This is a genomic window from Xanthomarina maritima (assembly GCF_008084905.1).
Lineage (GTDB): Bacteria > Bacteroidota > Bacteroidia > Flavobacteriales > Flavobacteriaceae > Xanthomarina > Xanthomarina maritima.
In genome coordinates this window covers 291609-308861 of record NZ_VSFC01000012.1, presented here as the reverse complement: position 1 = coordinate 308861, position 17253 = coordinate 291609, and the positions used below count along the sequence as shown (strand labels likewise).

Here is a 17253-nt window from a genome sequence, read left to right as displayed (position 1 = left end):
TTTATTGTTATATATAGTTTAATTATTATCATACATATGACTTTCAGTAAAGTCTCTATAAGCTTTCTTTTCTTCATCAACATCTAAAGAACCAGCTTTACTTAATTCTTCATTTTCTTGCCTGAGTTTATAAGATTTTCTTAACCCTAAAATTAATAGAATCAAGAAAAATACAACAGAAATAGAAAGGGCAGTTACAATACTCTTTTGTTCTATCAGTAAAATATACTGACATTTATTAAGTGACATTAGCTGAATCATGTAGGTATCGATTTGGTTAATAGCTAATCAAATATAATATTTTTTTTTTACTAAACAACTAATACTTATAGAAGTAAGAGTTTTAATACCAATCTAATTGAATGACTTCAATGTCTTTATTGTCTTGGTTTACTAACGATTTAAATTTGTTAACATCGCTAAAACCTTCTGTGCCTCTATAATGATATGGATAAACTTGTTTTGGTTTAAAATCTAGAACTGCGCTTGCAGCACTTTCAACAGTCATTGTATAAGGTAAATTCATACAAACAAAAGCTATGTCTATATCTTTTAAATTCCTCATTTCTGGAATATCTTCAGTATCACCTGAAATATAAATTCTTTTACCTCCTAATTCAAGTACATAACCATTACCTCGGCCTTTTGGATGATATTGTAAAGCATCTTCTCTTAAATTATACATAGGAATAGAATGCACTACCACATCTAAACCAGCTTTAGTATAATCTACAGTTGCACCATTTCTAACAACAAACATATTATAATGAAATTGATCAGGTATTTTTATGGCAACATCTGTAGGAACAATAGGTTGGGCAGTATCTGTCATAATTCCTTCAAAAGTCTCTAAATCAAAATGGTCTCCATGTATATCTGTAATTAATATCACGTTTGGCTCTTTTTCATTTTCATATATTTCGGCGCCACCCACTGGATCAACATACACAACTATATCTTCATATTCCAAGATAAAACTTGCATGATTGATTGGTTTAATTTTAATTTCTGAAAGATGGTTTTTTACAGCAATTTTTGTAGAATCTATTATGTTTTTATCCGTATTTGAAGAGTCTGTTTCTTTCTTATCCGTTTTACAACCTGTAGAATAAATAGTTAAAAGAAGTATTATTAATATGGATTTTCTCACTTGAATTATATTTTAAAGGAATAAAATTATGAATAAATTTGTTATTAATTAAATCTATTTTAATAACATTCGTTTTTTAAAACAGTAAAACCATTTTAATATTACTGCGTTTGTAAGGACTATGTAATTCAACAGGAATTTCTATAAAACCAAATTTTTTGTATATATAAATAGCGTTTTCAAGTTTTGTATTGGAGTAGAGCATAAGCCCTTCAAATTCTTGTTTTTTTGAAAAATTAATACAATGATGCATAAGTTTCTGTCCTATTTTTAAATCTCTTAAATTTGGTGATACTGCCATTTTTGTTAATTCAAAAACAAATTTGTTTGTAGTTGGCATTAATGCAACTGTACCTACAATTTTATTATTTATCAATGCAAAGAAGATATAACCTCCTTTATCAATTATATAATGTTGAGGTTTACTTAACACTTCCTCATCAAAAGGTTCCACATAGAAATAATTTTGAAGCCATTCAATATTTAATTCGTAGAAATCCTTCGCAAATTCTAATTTAAATGGAACTATTTTTACTTGCATTGGCTTTTATAAAATCTGTTATAAAATAAGTAATTAGCTTACCAACTTGAGTTTCTGTTTCAGCTGTAGGTGCTGCTTCACAAATATGTAGATAAGTAGCATTTTTATGTTTTCCAAAGTAATTAATAAATTCTCTAGTTTGATCTACAGAAAAACCACTTGGAGTTATAGCGCTACTTGGTATATTTTGAATAGCATCGCAATCAATTTCTATCCCAAAAGAATCTTTAGACACATGAAACAAGCCATGTTCCATTTCATTTTTAAACTTCAATTCTTTTCTTATTGCTATTTCTTCATATGTATTATATGCAATGTTTTTGTTTTTATCTATTATTTTAAAAATTAGCTCTGAGGTATAATTTTCATGTAGCCCAAAAATGAAGTAATTTCTTAGAAACCCTTCTGAAAAAGCATAACTAAATCCATTACCGCTATGTCTGCCTTCTTCTTTTCTTAAGTCTGTATGTGCATCAAAATTAATAACGTTAATTCTCTTGTTTAATGCTAGAGATGCACCTTTAATATTACCATAAGCGTTGTTATGTCCTCCACCAATTATGATTGGTTTTTTTCCAGAACTAACTATTTTATAAATAATGTCAGAGACTTCTTTATCAATTTTGGAGACAATTTTCCTAGCTTTTGCAACGTCTTTTATTTTATTTTGAGAGAGAGTTGATAGTTTTTTTAATTCCGTTTCAAAATTTAGATGTCCTAAAATCATTACTTTATTAGCATGAGTAAAATGATTACTTTGAATATTTAACAAAATTTTAATTGTTGCATCCCAAGCAGTTGAAGTTCCTGATTTTCCGTAGTTTGCGAAAACTCCTACATCCTCAGGTAAGCCAATTATAACATACTCGACATCCAAAGATTTAAGTTGTTCGTATATATTGGAAATGTTGGTAATCATTTTAATATGTTCACCAAATTTGGATTCAGCTGGACGTTTGTTAAGTAGCTTTTTTAAAGTAGTTTGATTAAATATAACAAGTTTGTCCTCCATATTTGAAAAGAATATTAAAGTAGTTAAAATTACATTTTATTTAAACAATTAAAACAAAAACAAAAAAATAATTTTTAAACTAAAAACACAAACAACAATGGAAAATAACAAAAGTAATAACATTGGATTAAAAGTAGCTTTAGGTATAGCCTTAGTACTTTTTATTGGAACAGCATTTTATTCTTTCGATCTTTTAAAGAATAAAAAAGAAACTGAAGCTCAATTAATTGAAGAGAAGCAATTAGTTATGAATGATTTAAGTAATATGGCTAAACAATATGATATTGTAATTGGAGATAATGAAATTGCAAATCAAAATTTAGTTGAAGCTAGAGAGAGAATACAAGGTTTAATGGATTCTTTAAGAATTTCTGAAACTAATGTAAAAAGTCTTTGGGGTTACAAATCAAAATACTTATCTCTTCAAAAAGAAATGGATATTTTATTAACTGAAAACGATAAGTTAAAAATTGAAAATTCTTTATTAGCTACGTCTTTAGATAGTACAAGAGTTAGATTAGAAGAGCGTACTATGTTTACAGATTCATTACTAGTTCAAAACACTGCACTAGCTGATGTTGTTGAAAATGCTGCAGTATTAAATACAGTAGGTTTAAAAGGATTTGGTGTTATTGAGAGATCTTCTGGTAAATTAGTTCCAACTGAAAGAGCTGGACGTTCAGATAAAATTAGAGTTTGCTTTACCGTTGCCAAAAATAAATTAGTAAATGCAGGAGAACAGGAATTATATGTTCAAGTTATAGATCCTAAAAACAATACTCTAGGAGTAAATGAGCAAGTTCAGTTTGGAGAACAAACACTAAACTATAGTTTGGTAAGTAAGTTTAATTATGAAAATGCTAACTTGAATATTTGTGAGTTTGTTACTCCAAATGGTGATGGTTTTGAAAAAGGAAGATACACAGTAAATGTATTTAATGAAAAAGATTTAGTTTCAACCACTGAATTTACTCTTCAATAAATATTTGTTGTAATTAGTTAATATCCATAGAACTAATAATAACAAAAACCCGAAAGTTTTACTTTCGGGTTTTTTATTTATAAAATGTTTAGGTTTATTTAATAAACTAAACCATTTATAATTACTTGATCTATGTTGTTTTCACCAAAAGAATATGGTAAATATGCATAACTAGGAACTTTTTTTGTAATAATAAGATTTGCTTTTTTACCTTTTGTAATACTACCATACATATTACCAATTCCCATAGCATAGGCTCCATTAATTGTGGCAGCATTAATGGCTTCTTCAGGAGTCATTTTCATTTTAATACAGGCAGTACTAACAACAAAATTCATATTTCCGCTTGGTGTAGAACCTGGATTATAATCTGTTGCTAATGCTAGTGGTAATCCTGAATCAATAATTTGTCTTGCAGGAGTATAAGGAATACTTAAAAAATATGAACATGAAGGTAAAGCAACAGGAATGGTGTTGCTATTTTTTAATGCTTCTATGTCTTGAGAATTTAGTTCTTCTAAATGGTCTACAGAAAGAGCTTGATATTCAACACCTAGAGGAACACCTCCAAAGGCATTAAATTGATTGACATGAATTTTTGGAACAAGTCCATGCTTTTTTCCTGCAATTAATATGCGTTCTGTATCTTCTAAATCAAAATAGCCTTTTTCACAAAACACATCTATATAAGTAGCTAATTGTTCATTAGCTACTTCAGGAATCATTTTATCGATTACTAAATCTACAAAAGCAGATTTATTTCCTTTATATTCTTTAGGAATGGCATGAGCTGCTAATAAAGTGGCTCTAACTTTAATAGGAAAATCTCTTTTTAATTTTTTAATTACACGAAGCATTTTTAATTCGGCTTCTATTGTTAAACCATAACCAGACTTTATTTCAATGGCTCCAGTACCAAGCTTAATAACATCTTTCAATCTAATAGAAGATTGAAGGTACAAGTCTTCTTCACTTGTATTTTGAAGTTTTTCTGCAGAATTTAAAATACCACCTCCACGATTTGCAATATCTTCATAACTCAATCCGTTGATTCTATCAACAAATTCTTGTTCTCTGTTTCCTGCATAAACAATATGTGTATGCGAATCACACCAAGTAGGTAATACTATTTTACCAGTGGCATCAATTATTTCATCGGCATCTAATCCTTGAATATCTTCCATAGAACCATATTCTACAATAGTATCATGGTCAATTAAAAGATACGCATTTTTAATAGTAGGCAAGATGTTCATTTCTTTTCCTTTAACAATTGGGATATGAGTTTCTCTAACCTGAAGTAGTTCTTTAATGTTTTTTATTAGAATAGACAAAATATTGTATTTTTTTCAAAGTTGCTTATTTTTTTGGGAATAAAAAAACGCTAACAAAAGATGTTAGCGTTTTATAAGTATATGTAAAAGAAAAAATTATTCTTTTACAAATCGATAGCTCACGTCTGAATTTTCTAATTTTAAAATATAAATGCCATTTTGAAGTTTAGAAACATCTAATGTATCGTTTACATTTAAAGTTTGATTAATAATTTGCTTACCTAAGATGTCATAAACAGTTACGTTAATAGATTCAGAAGTAATTCCTTTAAAACTGATATAATTAGAAGTTGGGTTAGGATAAATATTTACTTCATTAGATAATACATTTTCAGGAACTTCTAATGTTTCCAATAAATTTTCAAACCAATAAACTCCATCGCTAGGAACTTGGTAAGAAAGTGAAGCAATATCTAAATCTCCATCATTATCAAAGTCTGCAATAGTCATAGCGTAAACTTGTTTTTGTATTCCAGAACCATCAATTGTGGTTTGTACATCTAATGTTGTAGGAGGCGTGCCAAGACTTTTCATCCAAACAATATCATCTCCAGCTGTTGCTCCATTAGATAATATGATATCATTTAAACCATCATTGTCCATATCTGCAACTTCTGAGATTCCTGGATTTGGAATTGTAGAAGTAATAACTGTTTTAGTGTATGTTCCAGCCATTTCTTTTTTATACCATGCAAAATCTCCATAACTATCAGAAACTAATATATCTAAGGCTCCATCATTATCAACATCTACAAAATCAACATCGTAAAGATAAGTATTACCAGTATCTGAAACATTATTAGCATCAACTGTAAAAGATACAGTACCACCTGGAATTAAATCATTATAGTAAACATCAACAACACCTGCAGCCCATTCAGAAGTTGAAAGCACAGCGTCTAAATCGCCATCACCATCAAAATCTTTCATGTCAAAATCACCAGGTTCAGTAATACTTCCATTAATAGTTTGTTCACTTCCAAAAGTACCAGTGCCATTATTAGAAAACCAAACTACTTTATTACCTGAATAGGCAGAAACTGCAATATCTATAAAACTATCACCATCTATTAATCCTGCATAAATCGATCCTGCACCTGCAACACTAGAGGAAATAACATTTTCAGTTGAACTAAAGCTCCCAGAACCATTGTTTGCATACCAAACAATTTTCCCACCAGTGTAAGATGTAACTATAATATCGTTTCCATTAACACCATCTACATCAGCAATTGCAATATAATTAGGTTCATTTATTGTAGCAATTTCAACTGCAGAAGCAAATGTACCATCTCCATTATTTAGATATAATAATACTTTGTCTCCAAAATAGGTGCCAACTACTAAGTCAGGATAAGCATCAGCATTAATCATTCCTGATGCAATTGTATATGGGTTTTCACCTGGATCACTATCTATTGTCTTTATAGAAGACCAATCGGTTTGAGCAAAAGAAATAACTGATAATGATAAGAGTGTAGTAAAAGAAAGTAAAGTTTTTTTCATAATTGTGTTTTTAAATTAGAACTAATATATAGATTTTATTATATAATTATTTAATATTGCCAATCATATCTTCAGGTTTTACCCATGCATCATAATCTTCAGCAGTAACATAACCTAAATTAATAGCTTCTTCTTTTAAAGTTGTACCGTTTTTATGAGCTGTATTGGCAATTTCAGCAGCTTTATAATAGCCTATTTTGGTATTTAGAGCTGTCACTAACATTAAAGAGTTATTTAATAGTTGTTTAATAACTTCGTGGTTGGGTTCAATTCCTACAGCACAATGTTCGTTAAAACTTCTACATGCATCTCCTAATAACTGAGCTGATTGCAGAACATTAGCAGCCATCATAGGTTTAAAAACATTTAATTCATAATGTCCTTGTGTTCCTCCAACAGTTACAGCCACATCGTTACCCATAACTTGTGCACAAACCATGGTTAAGGCTTCGCATTGTGTTGGGTTTACTTTTCCAGGCATAATAGAACTACCAGGTTCGTTTGCAGGAATAATAATCTCACCAATTCCTGAACGAGGTCCAGAAGCCATCATTCTTATATCGTTAGCAATTTTATTTAAGGATACTGCAAGTTGTTTCAATGCTCCATGAGTTTCAACTAAAGCATCATGAGCAGCTAAAGCTTCAAATTTATTATCTGCAGAAACAAATGGTAAGTTTGTAAACTTAGCAATATACTCTGCAACTAACTCTGCATAGCCTTCAGGAGTATTTAAACCTGTTCCAACAGCTGTTCCACCTAGAGCTAGTTCAGCTAAATGAGGCAAGGTGTTCTCTAAAGCTTTTAAACCATGATCTAATTGAGATACATAACCAGAAAATTCCTGACCAAGTGTCAGAGGAGTAGCATCCATTAAATGGGTTCTACCTATTTTAACTACATTTTTAAATTCTATTGACTTATTATGAAGTGTATTTCTTAGTTCAATAACACCATGCATCGTGTTTTCTACAATTTTCTTGTAAGCAGCAATATGCATTCCAGTTGGAAAAGTATCATTGGATGATTGCGATTTATTGACATCGTCATTTGGTTGAATGGTTTTTTCTCCTTCACCTATAGTTTTTCCTGCAATTTGATGAGCTCTATTGGCAATTACTTCATTCACATTCATGTTACTTTGAGTACCAGAGCCAGTTTGCCAGATGACTAATGGAAACTGGTCATCATGTTTTCCATCTAATATTTCATCGCAAACTTGAGCAATTAAATCACGTTTATCTGTTGATAAGACACCTAGTTCATTATTTGTGTATGCAGCTGCTTTTTTTAAATAAGCAAAACCGTAAACAATTTCTAAGGGCATGGAAGCAGGTGCTCCAATTTTGAAATTATTTCTTGAACGTTCTGTTTGTGCTCCCCAAAGTTTATCTGCAGGCACTTGAACTTTGCCCATAGTATCTTTTTCTATTCTGTATTTCATGAGAATTTAAATGTAATTTTACTGTTACAAATTTAATGTTTTATAAGTTATTGTAAGAAGAATCTCGTTTAAGTTTATATGTTTTTTTTAACATTTTTAAAGATTTTATAAAACTTAAATAAGAAACTAGAATTAGTTTCTAAAAAGTATAAACATAGCTCTGTTAATAAATCTTAAATTTAATATTGTTTAAAAAAACCTTTTCACTTATATTTGCCATAGATTTAAAATTAAGAAAATTACATTATGTTCGAATTTGACCAATATTTAGGATTTTTAGCATTTTTAACCATATTAACAATTGGTTTTTGGTTAATGATATTTTTATTGACTTTTGTTATTCCTTATTGGATTGGTGGAGCTTTTATTGAGCGTATGAAAGAAATTAAAGAAGAGAGAAAAGCAAAACGTGCTTCAAACTAATCACGTTTAAATAGTTATAAATAAAAAGGAAGCCTATGGCTTCCTTTTTTTATGAGTTATGTTTTTATGAATTAACCTTCAAAATCCATATCGTCTCCACCATAACCATTACGTTGTTGACGTTTCTTTTGTTGATTGAATCTATAAGTAAAAGATAAGTTAATGCTACGTTCTCTCCATTGAAATTCAGATGAACCAGTAAATGTTGGAGTAGTTGTATATGTTTTACGTTTTCTACTATTTAGTAAATCACTTACGTTTAGTGCTATAGAAGCATTTTCATTGAAAACATCTTTACTAAAAGCCATATTTGCAGAAAAAATACCTTCTCTTTTGTTTTGAGCATCTTCTGAAGGGCCAAAATAATTTAAACTTGTTTGCCATTCTATTTGACCTGGTAAAGTGTATTTATTATTTAATCTTGCAAACCAGCTTGTGTTATCATTATCTAGAGAAAGACCATTAGGTGCTGTTCCAGTTGTAGATTGTTTGAAAATATTAAAATTTGCATTTATATTCCATTTACGAGATTGATTGTATGTAACAGTAAATTCAAAACCATATCTATCTTCTTCTGCTAGGTTTATAGGTGTTCTTTCTATAATAGTAAATTCTTGACCATTTACTATAACTGGTATTCCTGTATCAAAACTTATAAAACTAAATACATCTGTAGCATGTTGGTAATATGCTGAAGTATTTAAAGATACTTTACCGAATTTTTTATAATAACCAAGGTCAAATACTCCTGAATAACTCGGAGCTAATTCTGGATTCCCTCTAAATATACTAGTTATACTAGATCTTGATGGGAAAGGATTAATGAAATAAGAACGTGGTCTTTGAATACGTCTACTATATCCTAATGTAATATTTTCTTTTTCACTTAATTCATAACTTAAATTTACAGTAGGAAATAATCCTGTATAATCATTTTTACTATAATCTCCACTTGTAGGTTGATCTACTGTAATACTAGTACTTTCTAAACGTAGACCTAATAAATATGAAAACTTACTTCCAATTTTACTGCCAAATTGTGTGTATGCTGCATTTACATATTCTCTATAATTTAAAAAATTAGATAATGAGTCATTAACAACAAATTGACCAGTGTTTTCATCTAGAAACTCGATAGTATAATCTGTATCTTGATCATTAAAATTACCTCGATAACCTACTTCAAATTGACTTTTTTCTCCAATAGGTAGCACATAATCTGCTTGTAATAAGATACGACTTTGGTCTTCTAAAGTAGCAACTTTCTCAGTATTTATTCCTTCAAGTAAGACTTTTGAATATTCATCTTCTGTATTATCTTCATATTGAAAGTCCATGGTTAGTTTTTCACCACTTGTATTAAAATCTTTTGTGAAATTTACTGAATATTGGATTACTTTATCGGATTCCTCTTCAGGGTCAAAACGATTATTTTGAGATACAAAATCTTGGTTTTCGTCTAGCTGAATTAAAGTGTTGGTTGTATTACTTTCATTATCTCCATTTCTATAGGAAATGGAGCCTGTTAATGAAGCCGAATCTGTAATATACCATTCCAGACCAAAATTTGTACTGATACCTTTTCTAAGTCTGTCATAATCGTTTGTTTCATCTAAATAGGTGTCAGGGTTATCTATTATCAAGTTGCCATTATCATCAAATTCTTGATTAAAATATCTTGTAAATGATGATGAATTTCCAGGCACTTCTCTATAATTGTAACTTGTAGTATTAAAAATATTTAAATCTCCAGTTCTAAAGTTTATGTTTCCAGAAATTCCAGCAGATTTGGGGTAGCCAATACTTCCAGTTACTGCACCATTTAAACCTTGCAATTTACTTCTTCTAAGAATGATATTAATAATACCAGCAGTTCCTTCTGCATCATATCTTGCTGATGGTGATGTAATAACTTCAACTCTTTCAATTGATTCTGCAGGTAATTGTCTTAATGCATCAGTAGAATTGATACCTACTAATCCTGAAGGTTTACCGTTTATTAATATTCTAACATTTTCATTTCCCCTTAATGCTACATTACCTTCAACATCTACAGAAACTGAAGGAACATTGTCTAAAACATCACTAACAGTACCACCACGAACGGTTAAGTCTTTACCAACATTGTATATTTTTTTATCAAGCTTGATTTCAACAGTCGTTTTTTCAGCAATAATTTCAATTTCGTCTAATGCTTGCGTATCTGCTTCTAAATAAAAGTTACCAATATTTTTACTAGCTGTTAGAGTTTGATCTGGAATGATTTGTTTTTTAAATGAAATAAACTCTACAGAAACATCATAAGTACCACTTGGAACTGGAATGCTAAAATTACCAGTCATGTCTGTAATTCCACCTGTTACTATTCTATTTTCAACTTTACTGAAAAAAGCAACAGTTGCATATTCTAATGGTTGTCCAGTAGTTTTATCTATAACTTTACCAGTAATAGTGACATCTTTTTGCGCTTGAATTGTAACAATAGTAATAATTGTAAAAAGAAAGGATAATAAAATTTTGTTCATGATTGTATTTTTGCAATGTATGACTGCAAAAATAGAATTTGGTTTAGTGGTGTTTGGTTAAAAGTTTGTTAAATAAAAAAAGCTTAAAAAACCTAGGTATTTGAAGCTTTAAAGACTTTATATTATTTCTGAAATTTTTTCAGGAGGTCTGCCAATAACTGCTTTTTTTCCATTAGTTACTATAGGCCTTTCAATTAACTTTGGAAATTTTACCATAGCCTCTATAAGTTGCTCTTCGGTTAAATCCTTTCCTTTAAAATTTTCTTTCCAGACAGCTTCGTTTTTTCTTATTAAACTTTCGGCATTTATGTTTAAGAGATTTAAAAGTTGTTTTAACTCTTCTTTGGAAGGTGTATTTTCTAAATAAGATACAATTTCAAAGTTTTTTCCAGATTCTTTAATTATTTCTAATCCATTTCTAGATTTACTACATCTAGGATTGTGATAAATTTTAATCATAGTTTATAAGGTTTTTTCTTCTGTTTTTTGTCCCATCATCATTAAATAAGCTTTTAAGAAAGGTTCAATATATCCATCCATAACTGCATCTACATTTCCGGTTTCGTGTCCAGATCGAACATCTTTAACTAGTTTATAAGGATGCATCACATAATTTCTAATCTGACTTCCCCATTCAATCTTCATTTTCTCAGCTTCAATATCTTCTCGTTGTGCTAATTGTTTACTCAATTCAATTTCATATAATTGAGATTTTAACATTTGTAAAGCACGTGCTCTGTTGTCATGTTGCGAACGTGTCTCTGAACACGAAATTTGAATGCCAGTTGGTTTATGGGTTAACTGAACTTTTGTTTCTACTTTATTGACATTTTGTCCACCTGCTCCACTAGAACGAGCTGTTGTAATTTCTATGTCTGTAGGATTAATGTCAATTTCTATGGTATCATCAACCAATGGATATACATACACTGAAGCAAAACTAGTATGACGTTTGGCATTGCTATCAAAAGGAGAAATACGTACCAATCTATGTACGCCATTTTCACCTTTCAGCCAACCAAAGGCATAATCGCCTTCAATTTCTAAAGTCACTGTTTTTATACCAGCTACATCACCTTCTTGGTAATTAAGTTCTTTAACTTTAAAACCACTTTTTTCTGCAAACATCAAGTACATGCGCATAAGCATGTTTGCCCAATCGCAACTTTCGGTTCCACCTGCACCAGCAGTAATTTGTAACACAGCACTTAAACTGTCTCCTTCTTCAGAAAGCATGTTTTTAAACTCTAAATCTTCTATTAATTCGGTAGCTTTATCAAAACTGTTTTCTAAATCTTCCTGTGTGGATTCGCCTTCTTTAAAAAATTCGTAAATAATTTCTAGTTCTTCTACAAGTGATTTTGCTTTTTGGAAATCTTCAACCCATTTCTTTTTGGTTCGAAGGGATTTCATGACAATTTCTGCTGCAGTAGAATCGTCCCAAAACGTAGGAGAAAAGGTTTGTTCTTCTTCGTTTTGAATTTCAATGAGTTTGGCATCTATGTCAAAGATATTGTCTAAGCGCACTTAGACGTTTATTAAGATCTTTAATTTGATCTGAAGTAATCATAATTCAATTATTTTTCACAAAAGTAAAATTTATAATTGGCAGATAAAATTTAACTTGATTTAATTTTATAGTTTTATACTTTAAAATAATTTTAATGATAATAGATTTAAGAAGCGATACAGTTACTAAGCCTACAAAAGGTATGTTGGAAGCTATGATTCAAGCTAAAGTTGGTGACGATGTATATAAAGAAGACCCAACAGTTAATGTACTTGAAGAACGACTTGCCAAGATGTTTGGTAAACCAAAAGCCTTGTTTTTTCCTACAGGAACCATGGCTAACCAAACAGCCATAAAACTGCATACAAATCCAGGAGATCAGGTAATTTGTGATAAAGATGCTCATATTTATAATTATGAAGGTGGTGGAGCTTCTTTTAATAGTGGTGTTTCCTGCAAGCTTCTTCAAGGACATAGAGGCATGTTTACGGCAGAACAGGTTGTTGAAGCCATAAATCCACCAGACTTTTACCACAGTCCTTTAACTGCATTGGTTGAAGTTGAAAATACGGCAAACAGAGGAGGAGGTTCTTGTTGGGATTTTGAGGAGATGAAAAAGATAAAATCGGTTTGTAATACTCATAATTTAGGCTATCATTTAGATGGAGCAAGAATTTGGAATGCTTTAGTTGCAAAAAAGGAAACTGCAAAAGACTATGGTAATTTATTCGATACGATTTCTGTGTGTTTGAGTAAAGGTTTGGGTTGTCCAATAGGATCTGTGCTAATTGGAGATGAAACTATCATGCAACATGCTATTAGAATCAGGAAAATTCTTGGTGGTGGCATGAGACAGGTTGGATATTTAGCTGCTGCTGGAATATATGCTTTAGATAATCATGTTGAGAGATTGGCTGAAGATCATAAAAAAGCAAAAGAAATAGGTCAGGTTTTAAATGAATTACCTTTTATTAAAAAAGTTGAGCCAGTTGAGACTAACATTATTATTTTCGAATTGCAGAATAAAACAGATGAACCTAAATTCTTAAATAAACTACAAGAAAAAAATATTCGTTTAAGTGGGATGGGACAAGGAAAATTAAGAATAGTAACACATTTGGATTATACAGATTTGATGCATGATTCTTTTTTAAGTGTATTGAAAGCTATAAAATTATAGTTACATTACATTATTTTATTTAAACAAATCCATTCCTGGAATATTTGGCATGCCATCTTTTGCCACAGCAGCCAATTCAGCTTCATTTATTTGAGTAGCACGTTCAATAGCTTTGTTAAGTGTTAAAATTAGGTAGTCTTCTAATTCTTCTTTGTCTTGTAAAAGACTTTCATCAACAGAAATAGATTTAATGGTTCGATTAGCAGTTAGGGTTATTTTTAATTTATTATCACTGCTATTTTCGTCAATTAAAACAGTATCCAATCGTTTTTTAGTTTCTTCAACTTTTTTTTGGGTTTCTTTAAGTTTTCCCATCATTCCCATAAGATCTCCGAACATAATTTTTATATTTTTCAATTACAGTACAAAGCTATTTAATTTTCATATTTTTGACGTTAATAATTCAGTTAAAAAAATTTTTCTCTTTTGAAAAACAAAATTTTCCCTCCTAAGGCAAAAAAAGTACAAAAAGAACTTGTTGCACATAACGATGTACGTATTGATAATTACTATTGGTTAAATAATAGAGAAGATCAGGAAGTTTTAGATTATTTGAATGCCGAAAATAACTATACCAAACAAATGATGAAACATACAGAAGGGTTTCAGAAAGAATTGTTTGAAGAAATGAAAGCTAGAATAAAAGAAGACGATCAATCTGTTCCTTATAAATTAAATGGTTATTGGTATATAACACGTTTCGAAAAAGGTAAAGATTATCCTATTTATGCAAGAAAAAAAGACACTATAGAAGCTTCCGAAGAATTACTTTTTGATTGTAATGTTATGGCAAAAGAGCATTCCTATTTTAATTTAGGAAGTATTTCAATAAGTCCAGATAATAAACTTGCTGCATTTTCTACAGATACTGTTAGTAGAAGACAATATATAATTCAGATTAAGAATTTAGTTACAGGTGAAATATATCCTGAAGAAATACTAAACACTACTGGAAGTGTCACTTGGGCAAACGATAATGAAACTATTTTTTATTCTCGTAAAGATGAATTAACGCTTCGATCGCATAAAATTTTCAAACATAAACTACATGATAAAGTAGAAAAAGATACTGAAGTTTTTCATGAAACAGACGAAACATTTAATACGTTTGTTTATAAAACAAAGTCAAGAAAGTATATAGTAATAGGCTCTTCGAGTACATTAACTTCAGAATACCGTATTTTAGATGCAAATACGCCAAATGAAGAATTTAAATTATTCAGCAAAAGAAAAAGAGGAGAAGAGTATGCTATTGCACATTATAGTGATAGTTTTTATATTCTTACAAATAAAGAGGATGCATATAATTTTAAACTTCAAAAATCAAGTGAAACAAAAACAGAAAGTAGATATTGGCAAGATTTATTGCCACACAGAAAAGATGTTTTGTTAGAAGATATTGAAATATTTAAAGATTATTTAGTTGTAAGTGAAAGAGAACAAGGTTTGAATAAACTCCGAATTATGAGTTGGGATGGTAAAGAAGATTATTATTTACCATTTAATAGTGAAACTTACACAGCTTATACAGGAAATAATCCTGATTTTAATAGTGATTCTTTGCGTTATTCTTTTAATTCATTAACTACTCCAAGTTCTGTTATCGATTATAATTTTAAGACTAAAGCTCATGAAATTAAAAAAGAACAGGAAGTTTTAGATAAAAATTTTAATAAAGAGAACTATGCTTCAGAAAGAATATGGGTTGGAGCTCGTGATGGTGTTAAAGTGCCAGTTTCTCTAGTTTATAGAAAAGATTTAAAGAAAGATTCAGGAAACCCGTTATTACTTTACGCTTATGGCTCTTATGGATCTACTATCGATCCTTATTTTTCAAGTGTCAGATTAAGTTTATTAGATAGAGGTTTTATTTATGCAATTGCACATATTAGAGGAGGAGAATATTTAGGACGAGATTGGTACGAAAACGGAAAGCTATTATCAAAAATGAATACGTATTTCGATTTTATAGATTGTTCTAAACATTTAATTGAAAAAAAATATACCTCAGAAAAACATTTGTATGCCTATGGAGGTTCAGCTGGAGGACTTTTAATGGGAGTTGTTATTAATCTTAATCCAGAATTATATCATGGTATTTTAGCGGTAGTTCCATTTGTAGATGTTGTAACTACCATGCTTGATGACACCATTCCATTAACAACTGGTGAATATGACGAATGGGGAAATCCAAACGAAAAAGAATATTATGATTATATGAAATCTTATTCACCATATGATAACGTATCTAAACAAAACTACCCAAATATTCTAGTAACTACAGGATTGCACGATTCTCAAGTACAATACTGGGAACCAGCAAAATGGGTGGCAAAACTACGAGAATATAAAACAGATAATAATATTTTATTGCTTCATACAGACATGGATTCTGGTCATGGAGGTGCTTCCGGAAGATTTGAAAGTTTAAAAGAAGTTGCTTTAGAATATGCTTTTATATTGGATTTAGAAGGAATTACCTATTAATAAAATAATTTATGTATTTTTGCAAGGTTTTAAGAAACTATAAATTATATTGTAGTAGCTTTTAAATAACATGTATGGAAAATAATAAAAAAGTTTTTAATAATGTTTTAGAGTTAGTAGGTAACACACCTCTAATTAAGCTTAATAAAATAACTTCTTCTTTTAAAGGTAACTACTTTGCAAAAGTAGAGGCCTTTAATCCAGGACATTCTTCTAAAGATCGAATTGCTTTATATATTATTGAGCAAGCAGAAAAAAAAGGTATTTTAAAACCTGGCGACACTATTGTTGAAACGACTTCTGGTAACACTGGTTTCAGTATTGCAATGGTTAGTATCATTAAAGGTTACAAATGTATTCTTGCTGTAAGTTCTAAATCATCAGCAGATAAAATAGACATGCTTAAAACCATGGGAGCACAGGTTTATGTTTGCCCAGCACATGTTTCTGCAGACGATCCAAGATCTTATTATGAAGTAGCAAAAAGACTTCATGAAGAAACGGAAGGTTCTGTATATATCAATCAATATTTTAACGAATTGAATATTGATGCACATTACCATTCTACAGGTCCAGAAATTTGGAATCAAACGGATGGAAAAATTACTCATTTAGTAGCATGTAGTGGTACAGGTGGAACTATTTCTGGTATTGGTAAATACTTAAAAGAACAAAATCCAGACATTAAAGTCATAGGTGTTGATGCTTATGGTTCTGTGATTAAGAAATATCATGAAACTCGAGAGTTTGATGAAAAAGAAATTTATCCATATAGAATTGAAGGCTTAGGTAAAAATCTAATTCCTACAGCAACAAATTTTGAAGTTATAGATGAATTTGTAAAAGTTACAGATGAAGAAAGTGCTCATACTGCTAGAGAAATAGCTAATAAAGAAGGACTTTTTGTTGGTTATACTTCTGGAGCTGCTATGCAAGCCTTAAAGCAATTAAATGAAGAAGAAACTTTTACTAAAGATTCTAACGTAGTTGTCGTATTTCCTGATCATGGTTCTCGTTATATGAGTAAAATTTATAGCGACAAATGGATGAATGATCAAGGTTTCTTCGACAGTATTTATGAAGAAGCTTCAGAAAGTATTCAAATTATAAAATAAATTCATCACAATTAATTAGGTAATTTCTTTCAATTTCCTAATTT

Annotated in this window: 16 protein-coding genes; 5 read left to right on the top strand and 11 right to left on the bottom strand. The window is 30.1% G+C overall.

The window, feature by feature from the left end; all coding sequences use genetic code 11:
- Positions 1–18: 18 nt before the first annotated feature.
- From FVF61_RS02920 to FVF61_RS02905, 4 genes are all read right to left on the bottom strand, one after another.
- Complete coding sequence (locus FVF61_RS02920) at positions 19–261, bottom strand: hypothetical protein (protein WP_148453067.1); 243 nt, start codon at positions 259–261, stop codon at positions 19–21.
- Positions 262–343: 82 nt separating this feature from the next.
- Positions 344–1150: an MBL fold metallo-hydrolase gene (locus FVF61_RS02915; RefSeq protein WP_317131653.1), complete on the bottom strand. Its 807-nt coding sequence runs from the start codon at positions 1148–1150 to the stop codon at positions 344–346.
- A 76-nt stretch (positions 1151–1226) separates the two neighbouring features.
- Entirely contained in the window at positions 1227–1691 is a 465-nt protein-coding gene (locus FVF61_RS02910; RefSeq protein WP_148453063.1) for a GNAT family N-acetyltransferase, read from the bottom strand.
- Complete coding sequence (locus FVF61_RS02905; RefSeq protein ID WP_148453061.1) at positions 1666–2703, bottom strand: formimidoylglutamase; 1038 nt, start codon at positions 2701–2703, stop codon at positions 1666–1668. The genes FVF61_RS02910 and FVF61_RS02905 overlap by 26 nt, the downstream gene beginning before the upstream one ends.
- Positions 2704–2800: 97 nt before the next feature.
- Between FVF61_RS02905 and FVF61_RS02900 the strand changes: the two genes are divergently transcribed.
- Complete coding sequence (locus tag FVF61_RS02900) at positions 2801–3685, top strand: chromosome partitioning protein ParA (protein WP_148453059.1); 885 nt, start codon at positions 2801–2803, stop codon at positions 3683–3685.
- Positions 3686–3783: 98 nt separating this feature from the next.
- Here FVF61_RS02900 and hutI read toward each other — a convergent pair whose 3' ends face one another.
- The 3 genes from hutI to fumC form a co-directional block, all read right to left on the bottom strand.
- Entirely contained in the window at positions 3784–5019 is a 1236-nt protein-coding gene (gene hutI / locus FVF61_RS02895; protein WP_148453057.1) for an imidazolonepropionase, read from the bottom strand.
- 96 nt (positions 5020–5115) lie between these two features.
- Positions 5116–6525 (bottom strand): T9SS type A sorting domain-containing protein, encoded by a 1410-nt coding sequence (locus FVF61_RS02890; RefSeq protein ID WP_148453055.1) that lies wholly within the window; start codon positions 6523–6525, stop codon positions 5116–5118.
- 46 nt (positions 6526–6571) lie between these two features.
- The gene (fumC, locus tag FVF61_RS02885; RefSeq protein WP_148453053.1) at positions 6572–7969 is read right to left on the bottom strand and encodes a class II fumarate hydratase; all 1398 of its coding nucleotides are present in this window, start codon (positions 7967–7969) and stop codon (positions 6572–6574) included.
- Between the two features lie 246 nt (positions 7970–8215).
- On the opposite strand from fumC, the gene FVF61_RS14235 reads away from it, so the two are divergent.
- On the top strand, positions 8216–8392 hold the full coding sequence (locus FVF61_RS14235) for a hypothetical protein (RefSeq protein WP_199757253.1): 177 nt from the start codon (positions 8216–8218) through the stop codon (positions 8390–8392).
- A 71-nt stretch (positions 8393–8463) separates the two neighbouring features.
- Here FVF61_RS14235 and FVF61_RS02880 read toward each other — a convergent pair whose 3' ends face one another.
- From FVF61_RS02880 to prfB, 3 genes are all read right to left on the bottom strand, one after another.
- Positions 8464–10917 (bottom strand): TonB-dependent receptor domain-containing protein, encoded by a 2454-nt coding sequence (locus FVF61_RS02880; RefSeq protein WP_148453051.1) that lies wholly within the window; start codon positions 10915–10917, stop codon positions 8464–8466.
- A 117-nt stretch (positions 10918–11034) separates the two neighbouring features.
- Positions 11035–11376, bottom strand: coding sequence for an arsenate reductase (glutaredoxin) (gene arsC, locus FVF61_RS02875; RefSeq protein ID WP_148453049.1), 342 nt, complete (start codon positions 11374–11376; stop codon positions 11035–11037).
- 3 nt (positions 11377–11379) lie between these two features.
- Positions 11380–12487, bottom strand: a protein-coding gene (prfB, locus tag FVF61_RS02870; protein ID WP_148453047.1) for a peptide chain release factor 2 whose coding sequence is annotated in 2 segments (ribosomal slippage) — positions 11380–12423 and positions 12425–12487 — 1107 coding nt in all. Because the reading frame shifts where the segments join, the coding sequence is not laid out codon by codon here.
- Between the two features lie 94 nt (positions 12488–12581).
- Between prfB and FVF61_RS02865 the strand changes: the two genes are divergently transcribed.
- Positions 12582–13607, top strand: a complete 1026-nt coding sequence (locus FVF61_RS02865) for a threonine aldolase family protein (RefSeq protein ID WP_148453045.1) — start codon at positions 12582–12584, stop codon at positions 13605–13607.
- A gap of 15 nt (positions 13608–13622) precedes the next feature.
- On the opposite strand, the gene FVF61_RS02860 is transcribed toward FVF61_RS02865, so the two are convergent.
- Positions 13623–13946 carry a YbaB/EbfC family nucleoid-associated protein gene (locus tag FVF61_RS02860; protein WP_148453043.1) on the bottom strand — a complete coding sequence of 108 codons (324 nt, stop codon included), beginning with the start codon at positions 13944–13946 and terminating at the stop codon, positions 13623–13625.
- 87 nt (positions 13947–14033) lie between these two features.
- Between FVF61_RS02860 and FVF61_RS02855 the strand changes: the two genes are divergently transcribed.
- A complete protein-coding gene (locus tag FVF61_RS02855) occupies positions 14034–16094 on the top strand; it encodes a S9 family peptidase (RefSeq protein WP_148453041.1) in 2061 nt (686 codons plus the stop codon).
- Positions 16095–16168: 74 nt separating this feature from the next.
- Positions 16169–17209 carry a PLP-dependent cysteine synthase family protein gene (locus FVF61_RS02850; protein WP_148453039.1) on the top strand — a complete coding sequence of 347 codons (1041 nt, stop codon included), beginning with the start codon at positions 16169–16171 and terminating at the stop codon, positions 17207–17209.
- Positions 17210–17253 lie beyond the last annotated feature (44 nt).